Consider the following 21,541-nt stretch of genomic DNA (forward strand, 5'->3'; position numbering starts at 1 on the left):
CACTGGATCTGCCTTTCGGTCAATTTTCAGGAAACAAATGATGACGAAAACACTTGAGGCTATTCATACACAGGATGAACTACCAGAATCCACGACGGTTGTTATTATCGGTGGCGGCATTATTGGTGTCACAGCCGCATTAACACTGGCGGAAAGAAACATTCCCGTTGTATTGATCGAGAAAGGTCATATCGCCGGAGAGCAATCTTCTCGCAACCTTGGGTGGGTTCGAAAAACTAATCGTCATTTGCACGATGTACCACTGGCGCTCGCCGCCGATAGACTTTGGCAAGAAATGCCAGAGCGAATCGGGCAATCCGTCGGCTACAAAGCATCCGGTATTATGTTCTTAGCCAAAACCGAAGAGCAGGTCGCCATGCATGAAGCTTGGTTAAAATCGGTGGAATCGCTTTCTCTGGACTCCAGAATGCTCAGTGCCAAAGAAATCGATCAGCATGTTCCCGGCGGTAAAGGCGATTGGCAAGGCGGCATATACACACCTTCCGATGGGCGTGCGGAACCCTCGATTGCGACCACCGCAATGGCCAGAACGGCGATCGAGAAAGGCGCTATCATGGTGCAGAACTGTGCAGTTCGAACCCTTTCTACAACGGGCGGTAAAGTCAGCGGTGTTGTCACAGAAAAAGGTGAGATCCGTTGCGAGCAAGTGCTACTCGCCAATGGCGCGTGGTCGCGACGTTTCTTAGGCAATCATGGGATATCCCTGCCAACGCTACCACTGATATGTTCAGTATTCAGAACCAAACCCATGGAAGGCCCGACTGACATCTCCGTCGGTGGCCCGGATTTTTCGTTTAGAAAACATAAAGACGGTGGTTTTATCATCACCCAACGTGGTGCCTTAGATGCCCATATTACCTTGGACCATCTCCTGATCGGCTGGCGCTACTTTAGTCAGCTGCGTGCACAACGCAGTTTCTTACGTACCTCTTTCGGGAGAGCGTTCTTTCAAGACCTGAAACTTGCACGACGTTGGAATGCTAACGATCGTTCACCGTTTGAGCAGATCAGAACCTTGGATCCGAGTGTCAACCCTGCGCTCAACCACGAAGCATTAACGAACTTAAGAAAAGCCTGGCCCATTTTTGAAAAAGCAGAAATGGAAGAATCTTGGGCAGGGGTGATTGATATTACCCCGGATTCAAACCCAGTCATTGATAGAATCTCTGCGCTCCCCGGTTTAACCATTGCGACTGGCTTTTCTGGCCACGGCTTTGGCACAGGACCAGCAGCGGGGCAATTGGCCGCAGATATTGTCACCAACTCAGATCCGATTATTGACCCTAGCCCATATAAGTTCGAGCGACTTTAAGATCCCCATAAATCTCGCTCCTGCCAATATCACTTCGAGTATGTTGGCATTTCTTATCGACAAGGGGCTTATAAGTTATTCAATGATAAGTAACTTATTTGTCCCCATAGAAAAAAGAACAAAGGAACAAAAAAGAGCTCAGCTTTGTTGACCCAAAATAACTGACCACAAAACGAATCAATATACGGTAGCCTATGCACAAGCCATCTCCTACGGAAGAGTTTGAACAAGAGTTGTTTTCGCTTATCCGCCGATTACTGCCCGTTGATGGCATCCGCTTTTTTATTTATGTGCCATGGGCACAACTCAAGCAGGAGCTCAGCTCAGACCACGACCTTGATGACATGGTAAAAGATTACCCGAAAAAGTATTGGTCAATCGACCCCATGCACCCGTCTCATTATGAGAACAGCGATCAAGTTGTTATTTGTAATTCCCAACTGATGAGTAATCAAGCCTGGTCACAAACCGAAATTTTGAATCAGTTCTACCGTCCGCATGGCTATTTCCACAACTGTGATATGTTTTTCCGGCAAAAAAAACGGATTGTCGCGATTCTGTCCATGGTCCGTAAAAGTGCCGCGATGCCCTTTACAGACGCTGAAGTAGAGCAACTTCGTCATACTCAACCTTTTATCGAATATTGTTTAGGCAAGATTTATATTTCGGACCGCGCTCACAACCGCACCAGTTTAATTGACGAATATAACCTCACTGCCCGTGAAGTGGATGTCATTGAAATCGCTCTCACCGGTGTCAGTAACAAGACTCTCTGCCAACATTTGGGAATCTCATTACCAACTCTCAGAACCCACATACAACGTATCTATCACAAATTAGATGTTCATTCAAATGCGGAGTTGATCTCAAAACTTGCCAAATATACACCATAAACTCGGATTTTTACCCGCCATCATCTCATAAGATGATATTTATCTCATTTTTATTCTTATAGTCTGTTTCTTGCTCACAGCTTAAATAGCTTCCTCACAACAAATACAAAAAAGAGAAGAACATCATGACTAATTCGAGAGAAAGGTTTACCACTATCGCAGCCGTTGACACCAATGGACTGTTAAGGGGCCAAAAAGTCGCCGCCCATGAACTCCCCGGTATTCTTGCAAGCGGCATGGGTATGTCACCGGTGCAATTAGCACTGGACCCAACCGATGTCATAATGGACATGCCCGGCATTACCGACGATTTGGCAGACTTCCATGACAGCATGTTAGAAGTGGATCAACACAGCCGACGTACCATCCCTTGGGAAGCAGAAGGCGACAACAACCTTTATTTGGCTCAATTTACCGGTGAAGCTGCAGATTTTTGTCCAAGAAGTCTGTTGCGCAAAGTTCTCACCCGTGCACAAAGTATGGGGATTGTTCCCAAAATCGGCTATGAGCAGGAATACACCTTATTTAATGAAACGCCACAATCGTTAATCGAAAAAGGCTTCGATAATCTCAATACCGCCACGGTCCATCCCAGTCATGACCTGCTTATTTATCAGGTTAACCAATCTAAATTCTATAAAGAGGTGGCAGATTTCTGCGATGTGTTGGGCATCAAATTAGCCAAAATGCACGAAGAAATTAGCGGTGGTTTTATGGAAGCCTGCATCTCAGCTGATAACGCCTTAGAAGTGGCGGACCAATCTGTACTGCTCAAAAACTTCCTTAGAATTCATGCCATGCGCCAAGGCCAAACTATCAGTTATATGCCACGCTGGTCAGAAGATGCCGACAGCCAATCGTCCCACCTACATATTTCCCTACTTGACCAAGACGGTAAGCCACTGTTCTGGGATGAAAGTGATGAAAACAATATGTCTGACACCTTCCGTTATTTCTTGGGCGGGCTGCAAACCTTTATGCCGGATTTCATGTTGATTTTTGCCCCGACCGTCAACAGCTGGCGCCGCTTTGCACCGGGCACCTTCGCACCACCGGCCTATACTTGGGGGATAGAAAACCGTACCACCTGCCTTCGGGTCGTTGGCACGAGTCCCAAGTCCATCCGTGTTGAAAACCGCTTACCTTGTTCAGATTCAAACCCCTATCTAGCTGCTGCAGCGACGATTGCGGCAGGGCTTGCGGGCATAGAAGGCAAAATATCCCCATCAGCTCAAACCCAAGGCAATGGTTATATTCCGCAATCATTCAATGGACAAACGCTATTGCCCGGTATGAAGGCTGCCATCGAGGCGATGCGTCAATCGGGATGTGTCAAAGACTGGCTAAGCCCACGCTTCGTTGAAACCTTTACCGCCACCCGTAGTGCACAGGTAAGGCAGTTTAAAGGCAAATCATTGATTGACGAACGTCGCCGCTTCTTTGAATTAGGATAAAGACTATGACCGTAATTGGTATTTTAGAATGTGGTCAAACCGACCCGGATTGGATTGAAGAGCATGGCGAAATGGCTGACCCATTCCCACGCTTTCTGGGACAAGTGTCCAAAGCGTTAACCTATAAAATCTATAAAGCTCATATTCATCAGCTACCGAAACAAGCGGATGAATGCGACGCTTGGCTGATTACCGGCAGCCCACTCAGTGTGTATGAGCGCCCTGCTTGGTTAACAGAACTGAGCGATTTTCTCGTCGAGGCAGTCAAAACAAGCCCTGTCGTGGGTATTTGCTTTGGTCATCAATTGTTGCACGACGCCCTAGGGGGCAAGGTGGAGCACACCAATCAATGGGGCATTGGCGTACAGGAATATCACTTAAAAATACAGCCCGGCTGGGCGCCGACGGAAGAACAATTGTCGGCGTTTCACCTGATTGCCTTTCATCAGGATCAAGTGACCCAAGCAGCCCCCAATACCAACGTTTTGGCAGGTAATGATTTTTGTCCGCTGGGCATCACCACCATTGGTGACAACGTCTTCACCATTCAGGCACACCCTGAAATGACGACCAAACTAGCCAGCGATCTGTATGAAAGTCAGCGTGAACTGCACGGTGCCGAAAAAACCAACCGGGCAGTACAGAGCCTGCAAGGCCGGATTGATGGCAAGCTGGCAGCAGAGTGGGTACTCGCCTTTATTCAAGATCGGTTCAATCACCTTACATCATCAAAATAACCACGATACGAGCATCGTTATCCCAAAGAACAAAAAAATGCAGGAGGCAACACAATGTCTGATAACCAAAGACCCACCACACAAGTGGACTTATCTGACCCCAGTATCTGGCACAAGGCTGTACCGCAAGAAGAATTTGCCCGTTTGCGCCGAGAAGCCCCCGTCGCTTGGAACGAACGTCATGACGGACACAAAGGCTTTTGGGCCGTCACTCGTTATGACGATATCGTGTCCGTCTCTGGCAATGTAGCAACCTTTTCCTCACGCAACGGAGTGATCAGCCTTGACGACTTCGATTCTGAACAAAATGATGCGCGCCGTACCCTTTTGGAAATGGATCCGCCGCAACACCCGGCCATGCGCATCATTACCGCTCCGGGATTTACCCCCAAGGCAGTCTCAGCATTAGAGGCATCGGTGCGCGCCACAGCCATTGAATTGATCGATAATGTATTGAACTCAGACTCAGTGGATATGGTCGCGGAGCTTTCTAAGCAGTTGCCGATTTTCACCTTGTGCCGCCTCTTGGGAGTCTCCCCATCCCGTCAGAACGACATGATCCGCTGGAGTGACATGCTGATTGGCTCCGACGACCCGGACTTTGTCGATCCAGCGTTTGCCGACTACCCGGAAGAAAAACGTCGTATGCTGCCGTTTGGTCATCCGGCTTCATTGGATGCCTTTGAGCTCGGATTAGATCTCGCTCGTGCCCGTCGCAAAACCCCGGAAGGTGACATCGTGACTCGCTTAGCCAATGGCACTTACGATGGCCGCCAATTGACCGATCAGGAATACTGCAATTACTTCTTAATGCTGGTGGTTGCAGGTAATGAAACCACACGCCACTCTATTTCTCATGGTTTACAAGCCTTTGCTAACTTTCCCGAGCAATGGGAGCACTTCCGCAGCCAAGACATTGACCCCAAAATAGCAGCAGACGAAGTTATCCGTTGGGCAACACCGGTTCATTATGTGCGTCGTATTGCCACTAAAGACGTTGAGCTATCTGGCGCACGTATTGCCGCTGGCGACAAAGTGGCCATGTACTATGCCTCTGGCAACCGCGATGAACAGCATTTTGATAACCCATACGACTTTATTGTTGACCGTAGCCCCAATAACCATATGTCTTTTGGTAAGGGGGGGCCGCATTTCTGTCTGGGTACTCATGTGGCCAAGCTGCAAATACGTGTGCTGTTAGAGGAAATGGCGAAACGAGTGAAATCCATTGAGCTCACCGGCCCCGTGGATCGTTTGCGTAGCAACCATGTCCATGGCATCAAAGCCTTACCCGCTCGCTTCAACGCGTGATAACAAGCTGTTCGACGGCCTTTTATCGGTCTGTTACACATAATAAGAGACCTTTTTACGAGCGAAGCCAATCGTCGTGAAAAAGTCTCAATAAAAGGAAAACACAATGAACAAGCAGCATTGCATTATCCTTGGCGGAGGGCACGCCGCCGCTCAATTAGCGCCCAGTTTGCGACAACAGGGTTGGGACGGCGATATTACCTTAGTCAGTGATGAAGGCGTTTTACCTTACCAGCGCCCACCACTTTCCAAAGGCTATTTACTCGGTACGCAGACGTTAGAGCAAATCTTAATTAAAGGGCCAAAAGTCTACGAAAAAGCCGCCATTCAGCTCAAATTAAGCGTTCGCTGTACACAAATTGATCGCCAAAAAAAACAACTGTATTTAGACAATGGCGAGGTGCTGAACTACGACAAATTAGCGCTTACACTCGGCTCACGAGTGCGCCAATTAGACATCGCAGGGGCGGAGCTGACCGGGGTGTTTTACCTAAAAACTCTTGAAGACTTAGATCGCATCAAATCCCACGCGAACCGACCCAGTACCCGTCGTGCGGTAATTATTGGTGGTGGTTACATCGGCTTAGAAACTGCGGCCGTACTGCGTAAACTCGGGATGGAAGTGACCGTGCTGGAAGCCATGTCACGTATCTTACAGCGGGTTACCACCCCCGATGTCTCGGCCTTTTACCATCGAATTCATACGGAAGAAGGCGTGACAATATGCTGTGATAAAACCGTCAGCACTTTAGCAGGCACACAACAGATCACCGCAGTACATTGTACATCGGGCGATGTTTACCCAGCGGATTTGGTGATTATCGGTATTGGCGTGATACCCAATACCGAGCTGGCCGAAGCCGCAGGACTAAGCGTCAATAATGGTATCTTAATCAATGACTTTGCCGTCACCAGCGACCCAGATATTGTCGCCGCAGGGGATTGTGCCAGCTTTGTCAGCCAACGCTATGGACGCTCTATTCGCCTTGAGTCCGTCCCCAACGCCATGGCACAAGCCACCAGCGCCGCCGCAAGCATCTGCGACATCGATAAGCAGTTCCAAGCATTGCCTTGGTTCTGGTCCGATCAATACGACCTAAAACTACAAATAGCCGGCTTATCCCAAGGACATGACCAAGTCGTGATACGTGGCGACCTAGCGCGTGGGCGGGAGTTAACAGTTTTTTATCTCAAAGAGGGCCGAATACTTTCTCTGGACTGCGTCAACAGACCAAAAGATTTTATGATCGGCAAAAAATTGATCGAATCAGCACAACAACTGGACACCACATTACTGTCTGACGAAGCCATCGACCTTGGCACATTACTTAAATAGGTTGCTAAAAGATTTTTAAACATAAGGGGAATCAACATGATTACAATAACATTTATCGACCACGGCAATCACGCGACCGATGTTGAGGCCGAAGTGGGTACCAGCTTAATGCAAGCCGCAGCAAACAACGCCATCGACGGCATCGTGGCTGAATGTGGCGGTTGCTGTTCCTGTGCCACCTGCCGCTGCTATCTGGATGAAGAGTGGGTCAGCAAAGTCGCTCCGGCGGAAGGCATGGAAAAAGCCATGCTAGAGTGTGAAGAAGACGAACGCCCTCACGCCCGTTTATCCTGCCAGGTCACCCTCACCGAAAACATGAACGGCATGACCGTATATTTGCCTGAAAACCAGTACTAGCAACAAGAAAAAATAAGATCACGTCCTTTAATCACAGCGAATTTAAACCACATGTCGTCGGTGATTAAAGGAAATCGCCGACTGACAAGGGGGACGAATTTCAATACATGTCGGCCCCCAGCTCTTCCATAGCCGCGATCATTACACCATCGATTCTTATCAAATTATCAGGCATGAACTTACCAGTCATGCGGTTTTTTCTCGTAATTCATCCGCCATCCGGGCTTCAATCAATACCCGACATGATCCGCTCTGAGTCTATTTTTTCCTTCATTAAGCATCAGCGAATGTGCTTTTGCGAAGCTAGTGAGCAACTTTTGATCGTACAACTTAAACAGTCTGGATAGTACTCATCCATCCCCGCAATAAAGCCTTATTGATTGTTTTATTAAAGATAAATCCAAGCAAAAAATCTATGAAACCAGCCACCCAAAAATTAAAAAATCTCACAAAGTGATATTTTTTAATTTTTTTGTAGAAAAATATGCCAACCTCAGATAACATATATTTAACACAACATTAACTCAGTATTCACCCAACCGATAAACGGAAGTAACAATTGAATAGTTAGGAACCTTTGATATGAAACAGACCACATTAAAAAAAGAGAGCTTAGGACTATGGTCGATAGTATTTTTCGTCATAGCCGCCGCTTCTCCTCTAACTGGTGCGGTGGGTGCATTACCTATTGCTTTTATGGCTGGAAATGGTGCAGGTATTCCCGGGATCTATGTTGTTGCGGGCATTCTGCTTACTTTATTTAGCTTTGGCTTTATTGCGATGAGCCGTCATGTCGTCAACTCGGGAGCATTTTACTCTTACGTAAGTAAAGGCCTTGGCCCTTCTGCTGGTTTAGCGGGATTTTTTATTGCGATTCTTGCCTATCTGTCGATGGTTTTTTCTGTCAGCTCATTATTCGGTTTCTTTGCCAGCATTTTCTTAGCTAGCAATTTCGGTATAGATATACCTTGGTGGGTGCTGGCCATCGCCAATCAGGTGATCGTAGTTCTACTTGGTATTGCTAAAGTAGAAATTGGTGGGCGCATTCTTGGAGTTCTAATGCTACTCGAGGTCGCTATTATTCTATTAGTTGACTTGGTTATCATCAAACAACCGATTGCCATGGAGTTATCATCTTTCACACCATCCGTCACCTTCAGCGGCAATGCGGGCGTCGGACTCATATTCGCTATCTGTTCTTTTATAGGCTTTGAAGCCTCTGCGATTTACTCAGAAGAGTGCAAAACGCCGGAAAAAACTATTCCTCGTGCAACACTAGTCGCTGTAGCAGTCATCACTATATTTTATGCTTTTACTGCGTGGGCGATTGTCCAATACTTGGGTGCATCTAAAGTTGGTGAAGTTGCTGCACAAGACCCGGGTATGTTCATTTACAACATTGCTGATCAATTACTGGGCCCTTGGTCGAGTCAAGTGATGTCTGTTTTACTGATCACCAGTCTGTTTGCTGCGACTCAGGCGTTCCACAACACACTTTCGCGCTACTTATTCTCTTTAAGTCGTGATGGATTGTGCTGGTCAAAGTTCTCAACTCTGCATCCAAAATACCACACACCTTATGTAGCCAGCCTTGTTCAAGGAGTCGCTATCGTCGTTGGTTTACTGATTCTGGTAGCAATGGGCCTTGACCCAATGGCAAATATTTTTGCTTGGGCATCTGCACTTGGTGCCATCTCCATACTCGCACTACAGTGTGCGGTTTCATTTGCTGTCGTGGCTTTCTTCATGAGAAACCCATCTTTACAAGCCTCCCTTTGGAGCCGCTTAATTTCGCCGGCGCTGGCAGCTATCGGAATGGTTCTTTCCCTATATATGGTGATTAATAATCTCGACGTCCTCAGTGGGTCGAACTCACCGGTAGTCAGAGCATTACCTTATTTAGTCGTCGCTTTTGCGGTGCTGGGCTTTGTGATCGCCAAGCGATTGCATCAAGCCAATCCGGCTCGCTTTGCCAGCATGACTAAGGTTGTTAATACGTTGAAATAATCGGCAGGTAAAGGGAAAATTATTCGTTAATTCTTAGACTGATTCTCCCTTTGCCTAATATCGTAATACCGTCGTAATACATATATGTCAGACATATAAAAAACTTGTTTTAAACAGTTAAAAATAACATCCGATTAACTTATGCCTTTATTACTTGTCACTCAGTAATATGGAAATACAGAGGTACTTCACATTGAAATACTCTAAATCTATCAGAACAATACATTGGTTAAGCGCGACTATCGTTATAGGTTTACTGTCATTAGGCATCTATATGACACCGTATGATGAAGCTAATGCAGCATTTGCAGACAACTTATATTTTTGGCACAAGTCGTTTGGGGTACTATTTTTTATCATCGTGCTGGTGCGTATATTTGTTCGCAGAAGAAGTAAATTACCCCCATTGCCAGACGGCATATCTCAACCGGAGAGAATCGTTGTCAATCTGGCTCATAAATTATTTTACATTTTGATGGTAGCCATTCCCCTACTGGGTTATGTGCAATCCAGCTCTTACGAATACAGCGATGGGGTCCATTTTTTCTTTTTCGATTTACCGGAACTATTACCAAAGAATCAAGCAGTCTATGAGATAGCCAACACATTACATAAATGGCTGTCATTTGTATTAATCGGTCTGATTACATTGCACATACTTGGCGCGTTGAGGCACCGTTTATTCGATAGAAAAAATGATGTCTTGAAGAGAATTTTGTAACGTTTGTTCAAGCCCCGTTCAGCAGACGCTGAACGGGGCTTTCTGTTCACAACTCATTGTATCAATCCAGATGTTCAAGTCCCCACTTATAAAGTGCATTTTTCTTCAGGTGATACATTTCAGCCACCAGCCCCGCAGCTTTTTTCAAAGGAAGCTCCTGAACGAGGATTTTGAGCATTCGAACAGCGTCCTCAGGAAATTCATCTGACTCAGAACGCCGATACCCATGAATAAGTAACACCATCTCTCCCTTACGGCGGTTTTCGTCTGCCATAACCCACGGGATCAGTTCCCCCAACGGTAATCCCTGAATCGTCTCAAAGGTTTTAGTCAGTTCTCTTGCCAGAACGACTTCTCGTTCAGGGCCGAGCACATCCTGCAAATCATGTAGTGATTCAACGATGCGATGGGTTGATTCATAGAAAATACAAGTTCGCTCATCGTGGGCGATCTCTGCTATCTTATCTTTACGAGCTTTCGTTTTCGGAGGAAGGAAACCTTCAAAACTAAATCGATCCGATGGTAAACCGGAAGCGCTTAATGCTGTGATGACAGCACAAGCACCAGGCAGAGGAACGACTTTTACACCCGCCTGACGACAAAGTTTCACAAGGTGATATCCTGGATCGCTGATCAATGGTGTTCCGGCATCAGACACTAAAGCAATCGACTGTCCGGATAACAATTTATCAACTAATATCGAAGCTTTCTCCTGTTCATTATGATCATGAAGAGAAAAAGTTTTGGTTTGAATGTTCAGGTGAGATAAAAGTTTCCCTGTGTGGCGTGTATCCTCAGCAGCAATCAGGTCAACCTGAGAAAGAACCTCAATGGCTCTTTGCGTTATATCACCGAGATTACCAATTGGTGTAGGAACAATGTATAGTGTTGGCGCTTGCTCCTGCAACGTTTTATGATTAGTCATTTGTTTATCATCACTTCAAAGATTATTATAGAGACAATTTTACGGAATAATGTACAGCTCATGGCTCAGAAAAAGCATAACAGACTCAATGTAGCACGCCTAATCGCTCAGATTACATTCACCATTCTTCTTGCGGCATGTGCTTCCAATTCAACAGACTCGAACCGTGTCGATATTACCCAGAACCCGGCACTCAGTTCTCAGGACTATCTCATGAGAGCTGACAGCAATGAAGGTTCAATACAAAACGACTGGCTGATCATGGCGCTTAAAGCTGCGGTGAAAGAGAATCAAGTCGCCCAAGCGAATCTGCTGTTATTCCGACTCACCAAACAAAATTTGACTGAAACTCAGCAAGCGGAATGGCAACTTGCCCGGGCCAGACTATTTTTGAATAATAATCAGAATGAAGCTGCACTTGAACGACTGGTTTTTAAACCATGGTGGAAATTGCCTGATGCTCAATGGTTAGCATTCTATCAGACTAAAGCTGATATTTTCATAAGTCTTGAAAAATGGTTTGATGCCGCTCGGGCTTTAGTCGAGGTCTATGACCTGAGTCCGCAAAACGTTCAACCCAAAGTTGCCCGTCAGATCTGGCAAAATCTTTCTCATTACTCCGCGACAGAGATTACCGAGTTAAATGTTTCATCAGATGAAGATGAATTAGCCGGTTGGCTACAACTCGCTATTTATATGAAAACGCTGGATGGCGACCTCTCCCAACTCAAAAATACACTGGAAAAATGGTTGGCAGAAAATAGCCATCACCCGGCAGCGATTCATATGCCCGGAGGTGTCAAAGCGGTTCTGGCTATGAAAATCTCAACACCGAAAAGAACAGCTTTGCTCCTGCCACTGAGCGGTAAATTTTCTCAGCAGGCTCAATTAATCCGCGATGGATTTATGTTTGCGATGATGAATGATCGGAACAGAGATGCAGACATGGTGCTGAGTGTGATTGATACAAACGAACAATCATTTTCAGACACTGTGAATCAGTTGATGCAAGAACATATCGACTTCGTCGTCGGCCCGCTAATCAAAGAAGATATCACCCAGCTACAACAGATAGAAAAGCAAAAGAAACATCAAATCCCGATGTTGGCTTTAAATATTCCCGAAAATATCAGCTCAAATTCATCCGCATGTTACTTTGCCCTGTCTCCTGAACAAGAGGCCAGCCAAGCAGCAAAATATTTATTCCGCCTAGGATATCAATATCCGATGATTCTTGTTCCTCAAGGAAGTTACGGTGAAAGAGTGGCAGATGCCTTCCAACAAGAGTGGCAAAAATATAGTAAGCACCCGCTTACGATTAGTATGTTTGGCGATAAACGTCACTTACAACAAAATATCAATGCTGTTTTCGGCCTACAGGGCAGCCAAAAAAATATTGCTCAAATGGAATCACTACTGGATATGAAGCTGGAAAGTCAGCCTCGTAGCCGGCGCGATATCGATACTGTCTATATTGTTGCCAACAGCGCTGAGCTCACACTACTCAAGCCATTTATCGAAGTTGCGATCAATCCGGACACGACGCAACCGAAACTGTTTTCAAGTTCTCGGAGTTATAGTAGCAATCAATATGAAGATCTCACGGGAGTCACATTTAGTGATATTCCGTTACTGCTCAAGCCTCAAGCAGCGATCAAAGAACAAATGGAAGACTTGTGGCCTAAAGATTCCAATGCCGAAAAAAGACTGAAAGCGATGGGGATGGATGCATACACCCTAATGACATCACTCCCGCAAATGAAAGCGGTCGAGGGGTATCAAGTTCAGGGGCAAACAGGCACTCTCAGTATCGATAAGCAGTGTATCGTTCAGCAAGAATTAACTTGGGGCGAGTATGGCTCGCTCTAGCCATCGGGAGATCGGTGCTCACTATGAACAAACGGCTTCGGCCTTTTTAGTGGAGCGAGGCTTAAAGTTGATCACCCAAAACTTTTCATGCCGTACTGGTGAAATTGATCTGATTATGCGCGATCAACAAACGACTGTATTTGTTGAAGTTAAATATAGAAAGAACCGACACTTCGGTCATGCGGCTGAAGCCGTCACACCGACAAAAACAAAAAAATTAATTCAAACCGCTCAGTTCTGGTTATTAAAGCAAGGCCTGTCACCTTATGACACTGATTTTCGTTTCGATGTGATTGCCATTCATCAAGATGGCCATGATATCGATTGGTTTCAAAATGCAATAACGCAGGGATAGTCGATGCTCGAAAGCATTAAAGCTAGTTTTACTGAAAGTATCCAAATTCAGATTGCTGCCGCTGAAGCATTACCAGATGCTATTACACATGCAGCACAGGCCATGGTTGCCAGTTTGCTCAATGGTAACAAAATCCTTTGTTGTGGGAATGGGGGCTCATCTGCAAACGCTCAACAGTTTGCGTCTTGCCTGCTCAACCGTTTCGAGACTGAGCGCCCAAGTCTTCCGGCTATGGCCTTGACAGCAGACAATACAACCATGACTGCTGTCGCCAATGACTACCACTACCAAGAAATTTTTTCTAAACAAGTGCGAGCCTTTGGGCAAGCAAACGACATCTTGTTGGCAATTTCAACCAGTGGTAATAGTAAAAATATTATCAAAGCCATGGAAGCAGCAGTAACCCGAGACATGACTATCATTGCCCTGACCGGAAAAGATGGTGGTGAAATGGCTGGTTTACTGGGAGAAAACGATGTAGAAATTCGCATTCCTTCTCTCCGGACAGCCCGTATCCATGAAGTTCATATGGTCACATTGCACTGTCTCTGTGACCTGATTGATCAAGTTTTATTTCCTCCCCATGAAGAGTAAATTATGAAAAACTTAACCATTCTGATTACATTATCTCTTGCTGTTATGTTATCCGGATGTGTTGGGTTGTTTATTGCTGGTGCAGCAACGACAGCCGATATCGTTACGGATCCACGAACCACTCAGGAAATTTGGAATGACAATTATATTGAAGCTGAAATAACAGGCTTGATCAGAAAGCCACCTTATCGCGGCAAGACCCGAATCATATCGAACTCTTTTCGTGGCACCGTCGTATTAATGGGGCAATCTCAAGATAACAATCTGTTGGCGTCATTGGAAAAAGACGTACAACAAATTAAGGGCGTCAAAGAAGTTCATGATCAAGTTAGAATCCGTCAGCCCTTAAGTACATCTGACATCAGCCAAGACAGTTGGACAACCACAAAGGTTAAATCATCACTGTTAACAGACAATCAACTGAGCGGTGTTAAGATTAAAGTGATTACTGAAGATAAAGAAGTGTTCTTATTTGGCTATGTCACACCGGAACATGGCAACCATGCAGCAGAAATCGCACGTAATATCTCCGGTGTGAAACGCGTAATTAAAGCATTCCAATATGCGCCCGGTCAGCAGAAACCATAATAAACGGTGAGTAATAAAAAGCATCACCCTATTTATGATTTTCAAAATAAAAGCAGCGTACGCTGCTTTTTTATCACGAATTTTTAACTAAACCTCAACCCGGCTGTTTTATTTTACCACTCTCAGACTCGGTTTCCCGCGAGGCCGAGGGGGTTCATCATCAGGGAAAACAGAATCGTCAACATCGGTAGTCTCTACGACATCAATACTTTGCTGCTCTTCCTGCTCTTGAGCCTGTTCAAGTTGCTGAATATATGAGTCTTCCGGTTCAAACATCGTTCCTGCACCATTTTCACGCGCATAAATGGCTTGAACAGCGAAAATAGGAACAATAACGGAATGAGGACGCCCGCCAAAACGAGCGCTAAACATAATTGCATCGTTGCCTAACTCTAGATTCCCGACAGCCCTTGGAGCTATGTTCAGAATAATTTGCCCGTCCTGAATGAATTCTACAGGCACCCGAACACCAGGAAGTGTTGCGTCAACAACCAGATGAGGTGTCAGATCGTTCTCTAATAACCAGTCATAAAAGGCCCGAAGCATATACGGGCGTCGAGGTGTCATATTATCCATGAGTTATACATCCTACCCGAATTAACGAGATAAACGCATCTCACGCTCAGTTTCAGTCAAGGAAGCCAAGAATGAATCTCGTTCAAAAACACGGTTCATATATACTTTTAACTCTTTTGACCCCGGACCAATAAGATCGATTCCCAATACAGGTAAACGCCATAATAACGGCGCAAGGTAACAATCCACCAGACTGAATTCTTCACTCATGAAATATTCAAATTCAGCAAACACTGGCGCCAATGTCAGTAAATCATTTTGTAACTTACTTCTTGCCGCTTCAGCTTCACTAACAGAACCATTTATAATTTTGTCAGCGAGTGAATACCAGTTCCGCTCAATACGATAAACCATCAAACGGCTATTACCGCGTGCTACAGGATAAACTGGCATCAGTGGTGGATGAGGAAAACGCTCATCCAAATATTCCATAATAATTTTTGAGTCATAGAGTGCAAGTTCACGATCGACAAGGGTCGGTACTGATTTATATGGATTTAACTCGATCAGTTCCGCTGGTAAGTTTGATTCATCAACTAACTCAACCTCAACACTTACACCTTTCTCAGCCAGAACAATTCTCACCTGATGACTATACATATCTGAGGTACTTGAAAATAAAGTCATCACAGAACGTTTATTGGCAGCAACAGCCATGGAACCCTCCAGCACACAATAATAATAAAAACAATGGAGGCAAGCCTCCATTGATAATTCAAAAACCCTGACAAACAGCACGGTATAGTAGCATAATTAGTGCACATCACGCCAACACTCTTTCTTCAGAGAACAAAGAATCACCTAACGAGACTTCTTTAGAAGATAATATGCTATGCGCCAAACTCAACACTGTAATTCTATCGATTGTAGTCTTAGACCCCAAAATATTGAATATTCATCTATTGAGAAGCAACTTAAACACATGACACCGACAGTTTGACATATGGGTTCAATGCATAAGTCTGCCAAACGAACGGCTCGATCATCCATAAACAACAGATATAAAAAAACCCGGCAATATGCCGGGTTTTCGAAACCACATAAAACGTAATTAACGTTTTGAGAACTGTGGACGACGACGTGCTTTACGTAGACCAACTTTCTTACGTTCAACGCGACGAGCGTCACGAGTAACGTAGCCAGCTGCGCGTAGAGCAGGACGTAGAGACTCATCGTATTCCATCAGAGCACGAGTAATACCGTGACGAATAGCACCAGCCTGACCAGAAATACCGCCACCTTTAACAGTGATGTACAGATCAAGTTTGTCAGTCATCTCAACCAACTCAAGCGGTTGTTGAACAACCATACGAGCTGTAGGACGACCAAAGTACTCATCAAGGCTACGCTTGTTGATTACGATGTTACCACTGCCCGGTTTAATAAAAACACGTGCAGCTGAGCTTTTGCGACGGCCTGTGCCGTAGTATTGATTCTCTGCCATTTCCGAAATCCCCAATTAGATGTCTAGTACTTTTGGTTGTTGAGCAGCATGGTTGTGCTCAGCGCCAGCGTAAACTTTCAGTTTACGGTACATAGCACGGCCTAGAGGACCACGTGGAAGCATACCTTTAACCGCTAGCTCGATAACCATCTCTGGTTTGTGGTCGATCAGCTTATCAAAAGTGATAGACTTGATGCCGCCAGGAAACTCAGAGTGACGATAATAAGTCTTAGCTGCAGATTTATTACCTGTTACAGTCACTTTCTCAGCGTTAACAACGATGATGTAATCACCAGTATCAACGTGAGGCGTATATTCAGCTTTATGCTTGCCACGTAAGCGAGATGCAATTTCACTTGCTAGACGACCAAGAGTTTTACCCTCTGCGTCCACAACATACCAGTCGCGTTTTACAGTTTCTGGTTTAGCAACGAAAGTTTTCATGCTAATAATAACCCGTTATTTAAAATTTACACTTAAGGAGCAATCGCTCCCACTGTCTAGAGCCCAGTCATCACCCCTTCGAGTGGTTGGCACTCTCGGTCTGAATAAAAAAACAGACCTACAGTAACGGTGGGTCGCAGGATTATAGAGAAGTGAGAAAAAAAAATCATCTTTTTTCTGACAAAAATTTATTTTTTAACTCAATCAATTTAGAAACTTGTTAAGCGATTAAGACAAGTGCTCTTTCAGCAAATATTCACGACTTTGCATCTCAATCAGACGAGAATGGCAACGCTGAAACTCAAATGCTAACTGCCCACCTTGATACAACGTATCCAATGCAACTTCTGCTGAAATAATTAATTTAACGTGGCGCTCATAAAATTCGTCAACGAGGGCGATGAAACGCCGGGCAGCATCATCCAGCGTTGCATTCATCTGCTTCACATCAGCCAATAAAACCGTATGGTACAAACGAGACAATTCAATGTAATCATTCTGGCTTCTCATACTCTGGCATAGCTGCGCAAATGTCGCGAACAGCACACCATTTCCTGCTTTTAGTATCGGTACTTGTCGATGGTTGACTTCAATACTTGTCGTAGCATCCGACTCATGGCTGATGAGTTGACGATAGTAGCTCTCCAAACGGGCTTTTGATTGCTCATCATTCGGGAAATGGTAAATTTCTGCCTGTTCGAGCGTTCTCAACCGATAGTCAACGCCACTATCCACATTCATCACCAGACAATGCTCTTTAATTAACTCGATAGCCGGGAGAAAGCGTGCCCGTTGTAACCCATTTCGATATAAATCGTCCGGTGGAATGTTCGAGGTAGCAACCAAAATGATATTCCGGGTGAAAAGTGCCTGAAAAAGTGTCCCCAAAATCATGGCATCGGTAATATCCGAGACAAAAAACTCGTCAAAACAAATAATTTCAGTTTCTGCACTAAACTTATCAGCAACAATTTCGAGTGGATCATTCACATGATGAAGTAACTTCAACTCTTCATGAACCCGATACATAAAGCGGTGGAAGTGCACTCTCACCTTTCGTTGAGTTGGGAGCGCATCATAAAAAGTATCCATCAGGTAAGTTTTCCCTCTCCCGACACCACCCCAGAAATATAACCCTTTGGGAGGGGCAGAATTCCGGACTTTTTTTCTGAGTAAACGAGTCAATAACGAATCTCGTCCAATCGGTCTTTCCAGATAGGAGAGGAATTGATGATAAAGATCATCTAACGCATTGACCGCCATTAACTGAGCTTCATCTTTCTGAAAATTATTGTCTTTCAAATCCTGATCGTAACGTTGCCTAGGTGTCATAAATATCGAGTAAAATAAGAAGAGAGGAAAGTGTGCAGCGCAACACATGCTTTTTGCTTTATCAGCTAAGAAAGTCATAGTACCATGTCCTTTGAGCATGTGTAACCTTTTGGTAAAAAACATGTTAAATAACAACAATAAGGAGCGGTTATGCCTTGGATCTATACCATCATAGGTTTGCTGATTGGATGTGTCGTCGGTGTCGTGATCACTCGCCTGACAACCCCCCAATATAAAAACCAGAAGTCCGTACAGAAAGACTTGGATAATGCAAAGTTTGAGCTGGAGCAACAGCGGCAAGAACTAATGGATCATTTTGCCCAAACCGCAGAGATGCTGGATACAATAGGCAAAGATTATACTAAGCTCTATCAGCACTTAGCGAAAACGTCTTCAGATCTAATTCCGAATCTTCCTGAGCAAGATAATCCATTCATCAAAACGATCGTCAAGCATCAAGAGGTTGAATCGCAAGAATCTCCGGACCAAAGTCTGCCGCCCAAAGACTACGCGTTAGGCGCTTCAGGTCAGTTGAGAAATGAAGAAAAGCCGATCATCCACTCAAAAGATATTATCAACGCACAAGCAAATTAAAATTTTTTGTGAACTTTGCTAAGGTTTTTGAGTCTTAAAACACACTGACGCTGTTGAAACTTTTATATCAAGATATCAAATAGTTACAACAGATGATTTCCAAAGAGGAGTTTTAAGATGAAAAAACCTTTGCTTGCATTAGCAACCCTATCATTATGCATGAGTTCGATCATCACCCCGCTACCAGCAGCGGCAGCTCTGCCTATCGCCGTTAACGGAGAACAATTACCAAGTCTGGCGCCAATGCTTGAGCATGTGACACCGGCAGTCGTTTCTATCGCTGTTGAAGGAACACAAGTTTCCCATCAACGCCTTCCAGAACAATTCCGTTTCTTCTTTGGCCCGGATTTTCCGACCGAACAGCTTCAGGAACGTCCTTTTAAAGCGCTTGGTTCAGGGGTCATCATTAATGCAGACAAAGGATATGTTGTAACCAACTACCATGTCATTAACGGTGCCGACAAAATTCGAGTAAAACTCTATGATGGTCGTGAATATAAAGCCGAACTCGTCGGTGGCGACAAAATGTCAGATATCGCGCTCATAAAATTGGATAAAGCGAAAAACCTCACTCAAATCAAACTATCCGATTCAGACAAAATCCGGGTTGGTGATTTTGCAGTCGCGATTGGTAATCCATTCGGTTTGGGACAGACCGTTACTTCCGGCATTATCTCTGCTTTAGGCCGAAGTGGACTGAATATTGAAAACTTCGAGAACTTCATCCAAACCGATGCAGCAATCAATAGCGGTAACTCGGGTGGCGCACTGGTGAACCTAAAAGGTGAACTGATCGGGATTAACACCGCAATACTTGGTCCGAATGGTGGTAATGTGGGCATCGGTTTTGCGATTCCGGCCAACATGATGAAAAACCTAACGGATCAGATCCTTGAGTACGGTGAAGTCAAACGTGGAATGCTTGGTGTTCAAGGTGGAGAAGTTACTTCAGAGCTGGCGCAAGCGATGGGTTATGAATCAAGCAAAGGTGCTTTTGTTAGCCAAGTCGTCCCGGATAGTGCTGCGGATAAAGCCGGGTTAAAAGCTGGTGACATCATTGTCTCCGTCAATGGTAAAGATATTGATTCTTTCTCTGAACTCCGTGCAAAAGTGGCGACACTGGGTGCGGGTAAGAAAGTGAAACTGGGTATCCTCAGAGATGGAAAAGAGCAAACATTCGATGTCACGCTAGGTAAACAGAATGAGACCAAAACTCAGGCGAAAGCGCTGTATGAAGGACTATCTGGCGCCGAACTATCTAACACCACGTCAAGTGACCCAATTCAAGGGGTCAAAGTGACCCATGTTGAAAAAGGCTCTCCTGCTGAAGGCTACCAGCTTCAAGAAGGAGACATCATTATCGGTCTGAACAGACAACGTGTTAAAAATATCGCTGAATTGAGAAAAATACTGGAGAAATCACCGAGTATTCTTGCCCTGAATATTCAACGTGATGATCGGACCATCTACCTCGTCATTCGTTAATTCATTCATTATTGGGCCTTTCTGATGAAAGGCCCATTTTCTATTGATTCAGAGAGTGCTATTCTTTCCACCCTGTATAGATGTTTATGATGGTTCTGTGGATTGAAATATGATAGCTAACTTACTTCGTTCTGTTGGAATTGGATTAGTGACCGCACTGATCGTCATCATTTCCGTTCCTTCTTTGAGAAGCCATATTTTCCCACCGGCAAAGAATCCACAATCAACCAATATCAACTCGCTGCAGATCACTTTCAATCAAGCGGTACGCAGAGCGGCACCAGCGGTGGTTAACATTTATAGCCGCAAGTATGCAGCCAATGACCGTTCAAAGTTATCAACTCAGGGACTGGGGTCTGGCGTCATTGTTAGTGAAAAAGGATATATTATCACCAATTACCACGTCATTGCCCAGGCAGATCAAGTGATCGTTGCACTTCAGGATGGTCGGGTTGCCGCAGCACAACTGGTCGGTAAAGATCGTCGTTCAGATATTGCTGTACTTAGAATTGAAGACTCAAACCTACCGGTCATTCCCCAGAATCCAAACTACTCGCCTCAGGTCGGTGATGTCGTACTCGCTATAGGTAACCCCTATAACCTAGGTCAAACCACCACCTTCGGAATCATTTCAGCAACCGGGCGCTCTTCCATCAGTGTTGATGGCCGACAGGCATTTATCCAGACTGACGCGGCAATCAATGAAGGCAACTCTGGCGGTGCTTTAGTGAACACCCAAGGTGAACTTGTCGGTATCAATACGGCTTCATTTCAGCAAGCGACCGATCTGGAAACTTACGGCATATCTTTTGCTATTCCCTATAAACTTGCCAATAAGATTATGGAAAAAATCATTGCCGACGGGCGCGTGATTCGAGGATATATAGGGATTGACGGGCAAGATATCAGTTCGGTTGCATCTCGACTTCTCGGCAATGAACATATCGGTGGGATCATTGTTCTCGGTGTAGACCCGAATGGTCCGGCAGCTTCAGCGGGCTTTAAGCCTCAAGATATCATTATAAAAATTGATGGCAAAAAAATTAACGGACGTCAAAGCGTCATGGATTTAGTTACCGATCTGCGTCCGGGGACAACCATTCATGTCGATGTCATTAGGAAAGGCAAAGAAATTACCATTCCAGTCACTGTCGCTGAAGATACTCGGGATTAACTCAATCATCTC

At 45.0% G+C, this 21,541-nt stretch carries 22 protein-coding genes; 16 read left to right on the forward strand and 6 right to left on the reverse strand.

All coding sequences use genetic code 11. From position 1 onward, the window contains the following. Positions 1-40 precede the first annotated feature (40 nt). The 9 genes from VRK_RS11720 to VRK_RS11760 all read left to right on the forward strand — a co-directional run bounded on the left by VRK_RS11720 (position 41) and on the right by VRK_RS11760 (position 10,149). A complete protein-coding gene (locus VRK_RS11720) occupies positions 41-1,333 on the forward strand; it encodes an NAD(P)/FAD-dependent oxidoreductase (RefSeq protein ID WP_059121542.1) in 1,293 nt (430 codons plus the stop codon). Between the two features lie 194 nt (positions 1,334-1,527). After that, complete coding sequence (locus VRK_RS11725) at positions 1,528-2,226, forward strand: helix-turn-helix transcriptional regulator (RefSeq protein ID WP_059121543.1); 699 nt, start codon at positions 1,528-1,530, stop codon at positions 2,224-2,226. Positions 2,227-2,351: 125 nt separating this feature from the next. Beyond that, positions 2,352-3,680, forward strand: coding sequence for a type I glutamate--ammonia ligase (locus VRK_RS11730; RefSeq protein ID WP_059121544.1), 1,329 nt, complete (start codon positions 2,352-2,354; stop codon positions 3,678-3,680). Positions 3,681-3,685: 5 nt separating this feature from the next. Continuing rightward, complete coding sequence (locus VRK_RS11735) at positions 3,686-4,417, forward strand: glutamine amidotransferase-related protein (protein ID WP_059121545.1); 732 nt, start codon at positions 3,686-3,688, stop codon at positions 4,415-4,417. A 54-nt stretch (positions 4,418-4,471) separates the two neighbouring features. Continuing rightward, positions 4,472-5,728 carry a cytochrome P450 gene (locus VRK_RS11740; RefSeq protein ID WP_059121546.1) on the forward strand — a complete coding sequence of 419 codons (1,257 nt, stop codon included), beginning with the start codon at positions 4,472-4,474 and terminating at the stop codon, positions 5,726-5,728. A 106-nt stretch (positions 5,729-5,834) separates the two neighbouring features. Then, entirely contained in the window at positions 5,835-7,064 is a 1,230-nt protein-coding gene (locus tag VRK_RS11745) for an NAD(P)/FAD-dependent oxidoreductase (RefSeq protein WP_059121547.1), read from the forward strand. A 36-nt stretch (positions 7,065-7,100) separates the two neighbouring features. Then, the gene (locus tag VRK_RS11750; RefSeq protein WP_059121548.1) at positions 7,101-7,421 is read left to right on the forward strand and encodes a 2Fe-2S iron-sulfur cluster-binding protein; all 321 of its coding nucleotides are present in this window, start codon (positions 7,101-7,103) and stop codon (positions 7,419-7,421) included. A 582-nt stretch (positions 7,422-8,003) separates the two neighbouring features. Beyond that, positions 8,004-9,428 (forward strand): APC family permease, encoded by a 1,425-nt coding sequence (locus VRK_RS11755; RefSeq protein WP_059121549.1) that lies wholly within the window; start codon positions 8,004-8,006, stop codon positions 9,426-9,428. A gap of 169 nt (positions 9,429-9,597) precedes the next feature. Further along, positions 9,598-10,149, forward strand: coding sequence for a cytochrome b (locus VRK_RS11760; protein WP_059121550.1), 552 nt, complete (start codon positions 9,598-9,600; stop codon positions 10,147-10,149). A gap of 61 nt (positions 10,150-10,210) precedes the next feature. On the opposite strand, the gene rsmI is transcribed toward VRK_RS11760, so the two are convergent. Continuing rightward, positions 10,211-11,074 carry a 16S rRNA (cytidine(1402)-2'-O)-methyltransferase gene (gene rsmI, locus VRK_RS11765; protein WP_059121551.1) on the reverse strand — a complete coding sequence of 288 codons (864 nt, stop codon included), beginning with the start codon at positions 11,072-11,074 and terminating at the stop codon, positions 10,211-10,213. A gap of 60 nt (positions 11,075-11,134) precedes the next feature. Between rsmI and VRK_RS11770 the strand changes: the two genes are divergently transcribed. From VRK_RS11770 to VRK_RS11785, 4 genes are read left to right on the forward strand one after another with little or no spacing between them, the layout of a single operon-like run. Next, positions 11,135-12,943, forward strand: a complete 1,809-nt coding sequence (locus VRK_RS11770) for a penicillin-binding protein activator (RefSeq protein WP_059121552.1) — start codon at positions 11,135-11,137, stop codon at positions 12,941-12,943. Then, positions 12,930-13,298 carry a YraN family protein gene (locus tag VRK_RS11775; RefSeq protein ID WP_059121553.1) on the forward strand — a complete coding sequence of 123 codons (369 nt, stop codon included), beginning with the start codon at positions 12,930-12,932 and terminating at the stop codon, positions 13,296-13,298. Before VRK_RS11770 ends, VRK_RS11775 begins: the two co-directional genes overlap by 14 nt. 3 nt (positions 13,299-13,301) lie before the next feature. Beyond that, positions 13,302-13,892 carry a phosphoheptose isomerase gene (locus VRK_RS11780; RefSeq protein ID WP_038183172.1) on the forward strand — a complete coding sequence of 197 codons (591 nt, stop codon included), beginning with the start codon at positions 13,302-13,304 and terminating at the stop codon, positions 13,890-13,892. A gap of 3 nt (positions 13,893-13,895) precedes the next feature. After that, a complete protein-coding gene (locus VRK_RS11785) occupies positions 13,896-14,480 on the forward strand; it encodes a BON domain-containing protein (RefSeq protein WP_059121554.1) in 585 nt (194 codons plus the stop codon). Between the two features lie 108 nt (positions 14,481-14,588). On the opposite strand, the gene sspB is transcribed toward VRK_RS11785, so the two are convergent. From sspB to zapE, 5 genes are all read right to left on the reverse strand, one after another. Further along, complete coding sequence (sspB, locus tag VRK_RS11790) at positions 14,589-15,047, reverse strand: ClpXP protease specificity-enhancing factor (protein ID WP_443083475.1); 459 nt, start codon at positions 15,045-15,047, stop codon at positions 14,589-14,591. A gap of 30 nt (positions 15,048-15,077) precedes the next feature. Continuing rightward, positions 15,078-15,713 carry a stringent starvation protein SspA gene (sspA, locus tag VRK_RS11795; protein ID WP_059121556.1) on the reverse strand — a complete coding sequence of 212 codons (636 nt, stop codon included), beginning with the start codon at positions 15,711-15,713 and terminating at the stop codon, positions 15,078-15,080. A gap of 394 nt (positions 15,714-16,107) precedes the next feature. After that, positions 16,108-16,500 (reverse strand): 30S ribosomal protein S9, encoded by a 393-nt coding sequence (gene rpsI, locus VRK_RS11800; RefSeq protein ID WP_038183163.1) that lies wholly within the window; start codon positions 16,498-16,500, stop codon positions 16,108-16,110. A gap of 15 nt (positions 16,501-16,515) precedes the next feature. Beyond that, positions 16,516-16,944, reverse strand: coding sequence for a 50S ribosomal protein L13 (rplM, locus tag VRK_RS11805; protein ID WP_038183160.1), 429 nt, complete (start codon positions 16,942-16,944; stop codon positions 16,516-16,518). Between the two features lie 228 nt (positions 16,945-17,172). Beyond that, the gene (gene zapE, locus VRK_RS11810) at positions 17,173-18,276 is read right to left on the reverse strand and encodes a cell division protein ZapE (RefSeq protein ID WP_059122749.1); all 1,104 of its coding nucleotides are present in this window, start codon (positions 18,274-18,276) and stop codon (positions 17,173-17,175) included. Positions 18,277-18,426: 150 nt separating this feature from the next. Between zapE and zapG the strand changes: the two genes are divergently transcribed. The 3 genes from zapG (at position 18,427) to degS (ending at position 21,529) form a co-directional block, all read left to right on the forward strand. Beyond that, complete coding sequence (zapG, locus tag VRK_RS11815; RefSeq protein WP_059121557.1) at positions 18,427-18,870, forward strand: Z-ring associated protein ZapG; 444 nt, start codon at positions 18,427-18,429, stop codon at positions 18,868-18,870. 117 nt (positions 18,871-18,987) lie between these two features. After that, on the forward strand, positions 18,988-20,355 hold the full coding sequence (locus tag VRK_RS11820; RefSeq protein WP_059121558.1) for a DegQ family serine endoprotease: 1,368 nt from the start codon (positions 18,988-18,990) through the stop codon (positions 20,353-20,355). A gap of 109 nt (positions 20,356-20,464) precedes the next feature. Then, positions 20,465-21,529, forward strand: a complete 1,065-nt coding sequence (gene degS / locus VRK_RS11825; protein ID WP_059121559.1) for an outer membrane-stress sensor serine endopeptidase DegS — start codon at positions 20,465-20,467, stop codon at positions 21,527-21,529. The last annotated feature ends 12 nt before the right edge of the window (positions 21,530-21,541 follow it).

The organism is Vibrio sp. MEBiC08052, assembly GCF_001506075.1.
Classification (GTDB): Bacteria; Pseudomonadota; Gammaproteobacteria; order Enterobacterales; family Vibrionaceae; genus Vibrio.

Excerpts from the sequence above, each read along its gene's own strand:
- VRK_RS11780 (WP_038183172.1), top strand. The coding sequence starts at position 13,302 with ATGCTCGAAAGCATTAAAGCTAGTTTTACTGAAAGTATCCAAATTCAG.
- VRK_RS11775 (WP_059121553.1), top strand. The coding sequence starts at position 12,930 with ATGGCTCGCTCTAGCCATCGGGAGATCGGTGCTCACTATGAACAAACG.
- VRK_RS11755 (WP_059121549.1), top strand. The coding sequence starts at position 8,004 with ATGAAACAGACCACATTAAAAAAAGAGAGCTTAGGACTATGGTCGATA.
- VRK_RS11745 (WP_059121547.1), top strand. The coding sequence starts at position 5,835 with ATGAACAAGCAGCATTGCATTATCCTTGGCGGAGGGCACGCCGCCGCT.
- VRK_RS11725 (WP_059121543.1), top strand. The coding sequence starts at position 1,528 with ATGCACAAGCCATCTCCTACGGAAGAGTTTGAACAAGAGTTGTTTTCG.
- degS (WP_059121559.1), top strand. The coding sequence starts at position 20,465 with ATGATAGCTAACTTACTTCGTTCTGTTGGAATTGGATTAGTGACCGCA.
- zapE (WP_059122749.1), bottom strand. The coding sequence starts at position 18,276 with ATGACACCTAGGCAACGTTACGATCAGGATTTGAAAGACAATAATTTT.
- rplM (WP_038183160.1), bottom strand. The coding sequence starts at position 16,944 with ATGAAAACTTTCGTTGCTAAACCAGAAACTGTAAAACGCGACTGGTAT.
- sspB (WP_443083475.1), bottom strand. The coding sequence starts at position 15,047 with ATGACACCTCGACGCCCGTATATGCTTCGGGCCTTTTATGACTGGTTA.
- rsmI (WP_059121551.1), bottom strand. The coding sequence starts at position 11,074 with ATGACTAATCATAAAACGTTGCAGGAGCAAGCGCCAACACTATACATT.
- VRK_RS11785 (WP_059121554.1), top strand. The coding sequence starts at position 13,896 with ATGAAAAACTTAACCATTCTGATTACATTATCTCTTGCTGTTATGTTA.
- zapG (WP_059121557.1), top strand. The coding sequence starts at position 18,427 with ATGCCTTGGATCTATACCATCATAGGTTTGCTGATTGGATGTGTCGTC.
- VRK_RS11820 (WP_059121558.1), top strand. The coding sequence starts at position 18,988 with ATGAAAAAACCTTTGCTTGCATTAGCAACCCTATCATTATGCATGAGT.
- rpsI (WP_038183163.1), bottom strand. The coding sequence starts at position 16,500 with ATGGCAGAGAATCAATACTACGGCACAGGCCGTCGCAAAAGCTCAGCT.
- VRK_RS11735 (WP_059121545.1), top strand. The coding sequence starts at position 3,686 with ATGACCGTAATTGGTATTTTAGAATGTGGTCAAACCGACCCGGATTGG.
- VRK_RS11720 (WP_059121542.1), top strand. The coding sequence starts at position 41 with ATGACGAAAACACTTGAGGCTATTCATACACAGGATGAACTACCAGAA.
- sspA (WP_059121556.1), bottom strand. The coding sequence starts at position 15,713 with ATGGCTGTTGCTGCCAATAAACGTTCTGTGATGACTTTATTTTCAAGT.
- VRK_RS11730 (WP_059121544.1), top strand. The coding sequence starts at position 2,352 with ATGACTAATTCGAGAGAAAGGTTTACCACTATCGCAGCCGTTGACACC.
- VRK_RS11760 (WP_059121550.1), top strand. The coding sequence starts at position 9,598 with ATGGAAATACAGAGGTACTTCACATTGAAATACTCTAAATCTATCAGA.
- VRK_RS11740 (WP_059121546.1), top strand. The coding sequence starts at position 4,472 with ATGTCTGATAACCAAAGACCCACCACACAAGTGGACTTATCTGACCCC.
- VRK_RS11770 (WP_059121552.1), top strand. The coding sequence starts at position 11,135 with ATGGCTCAGAAAAAGCATAACAGACTCAATGTAGCACGCCTAATCGCT.
- VRK_RS11750 (WP_059121548.1), top strand. The coding sequence starts at position 7,101 with ATGATTACAATAACATTTATCGACCACGGCAATCACGCGACCGATGTT.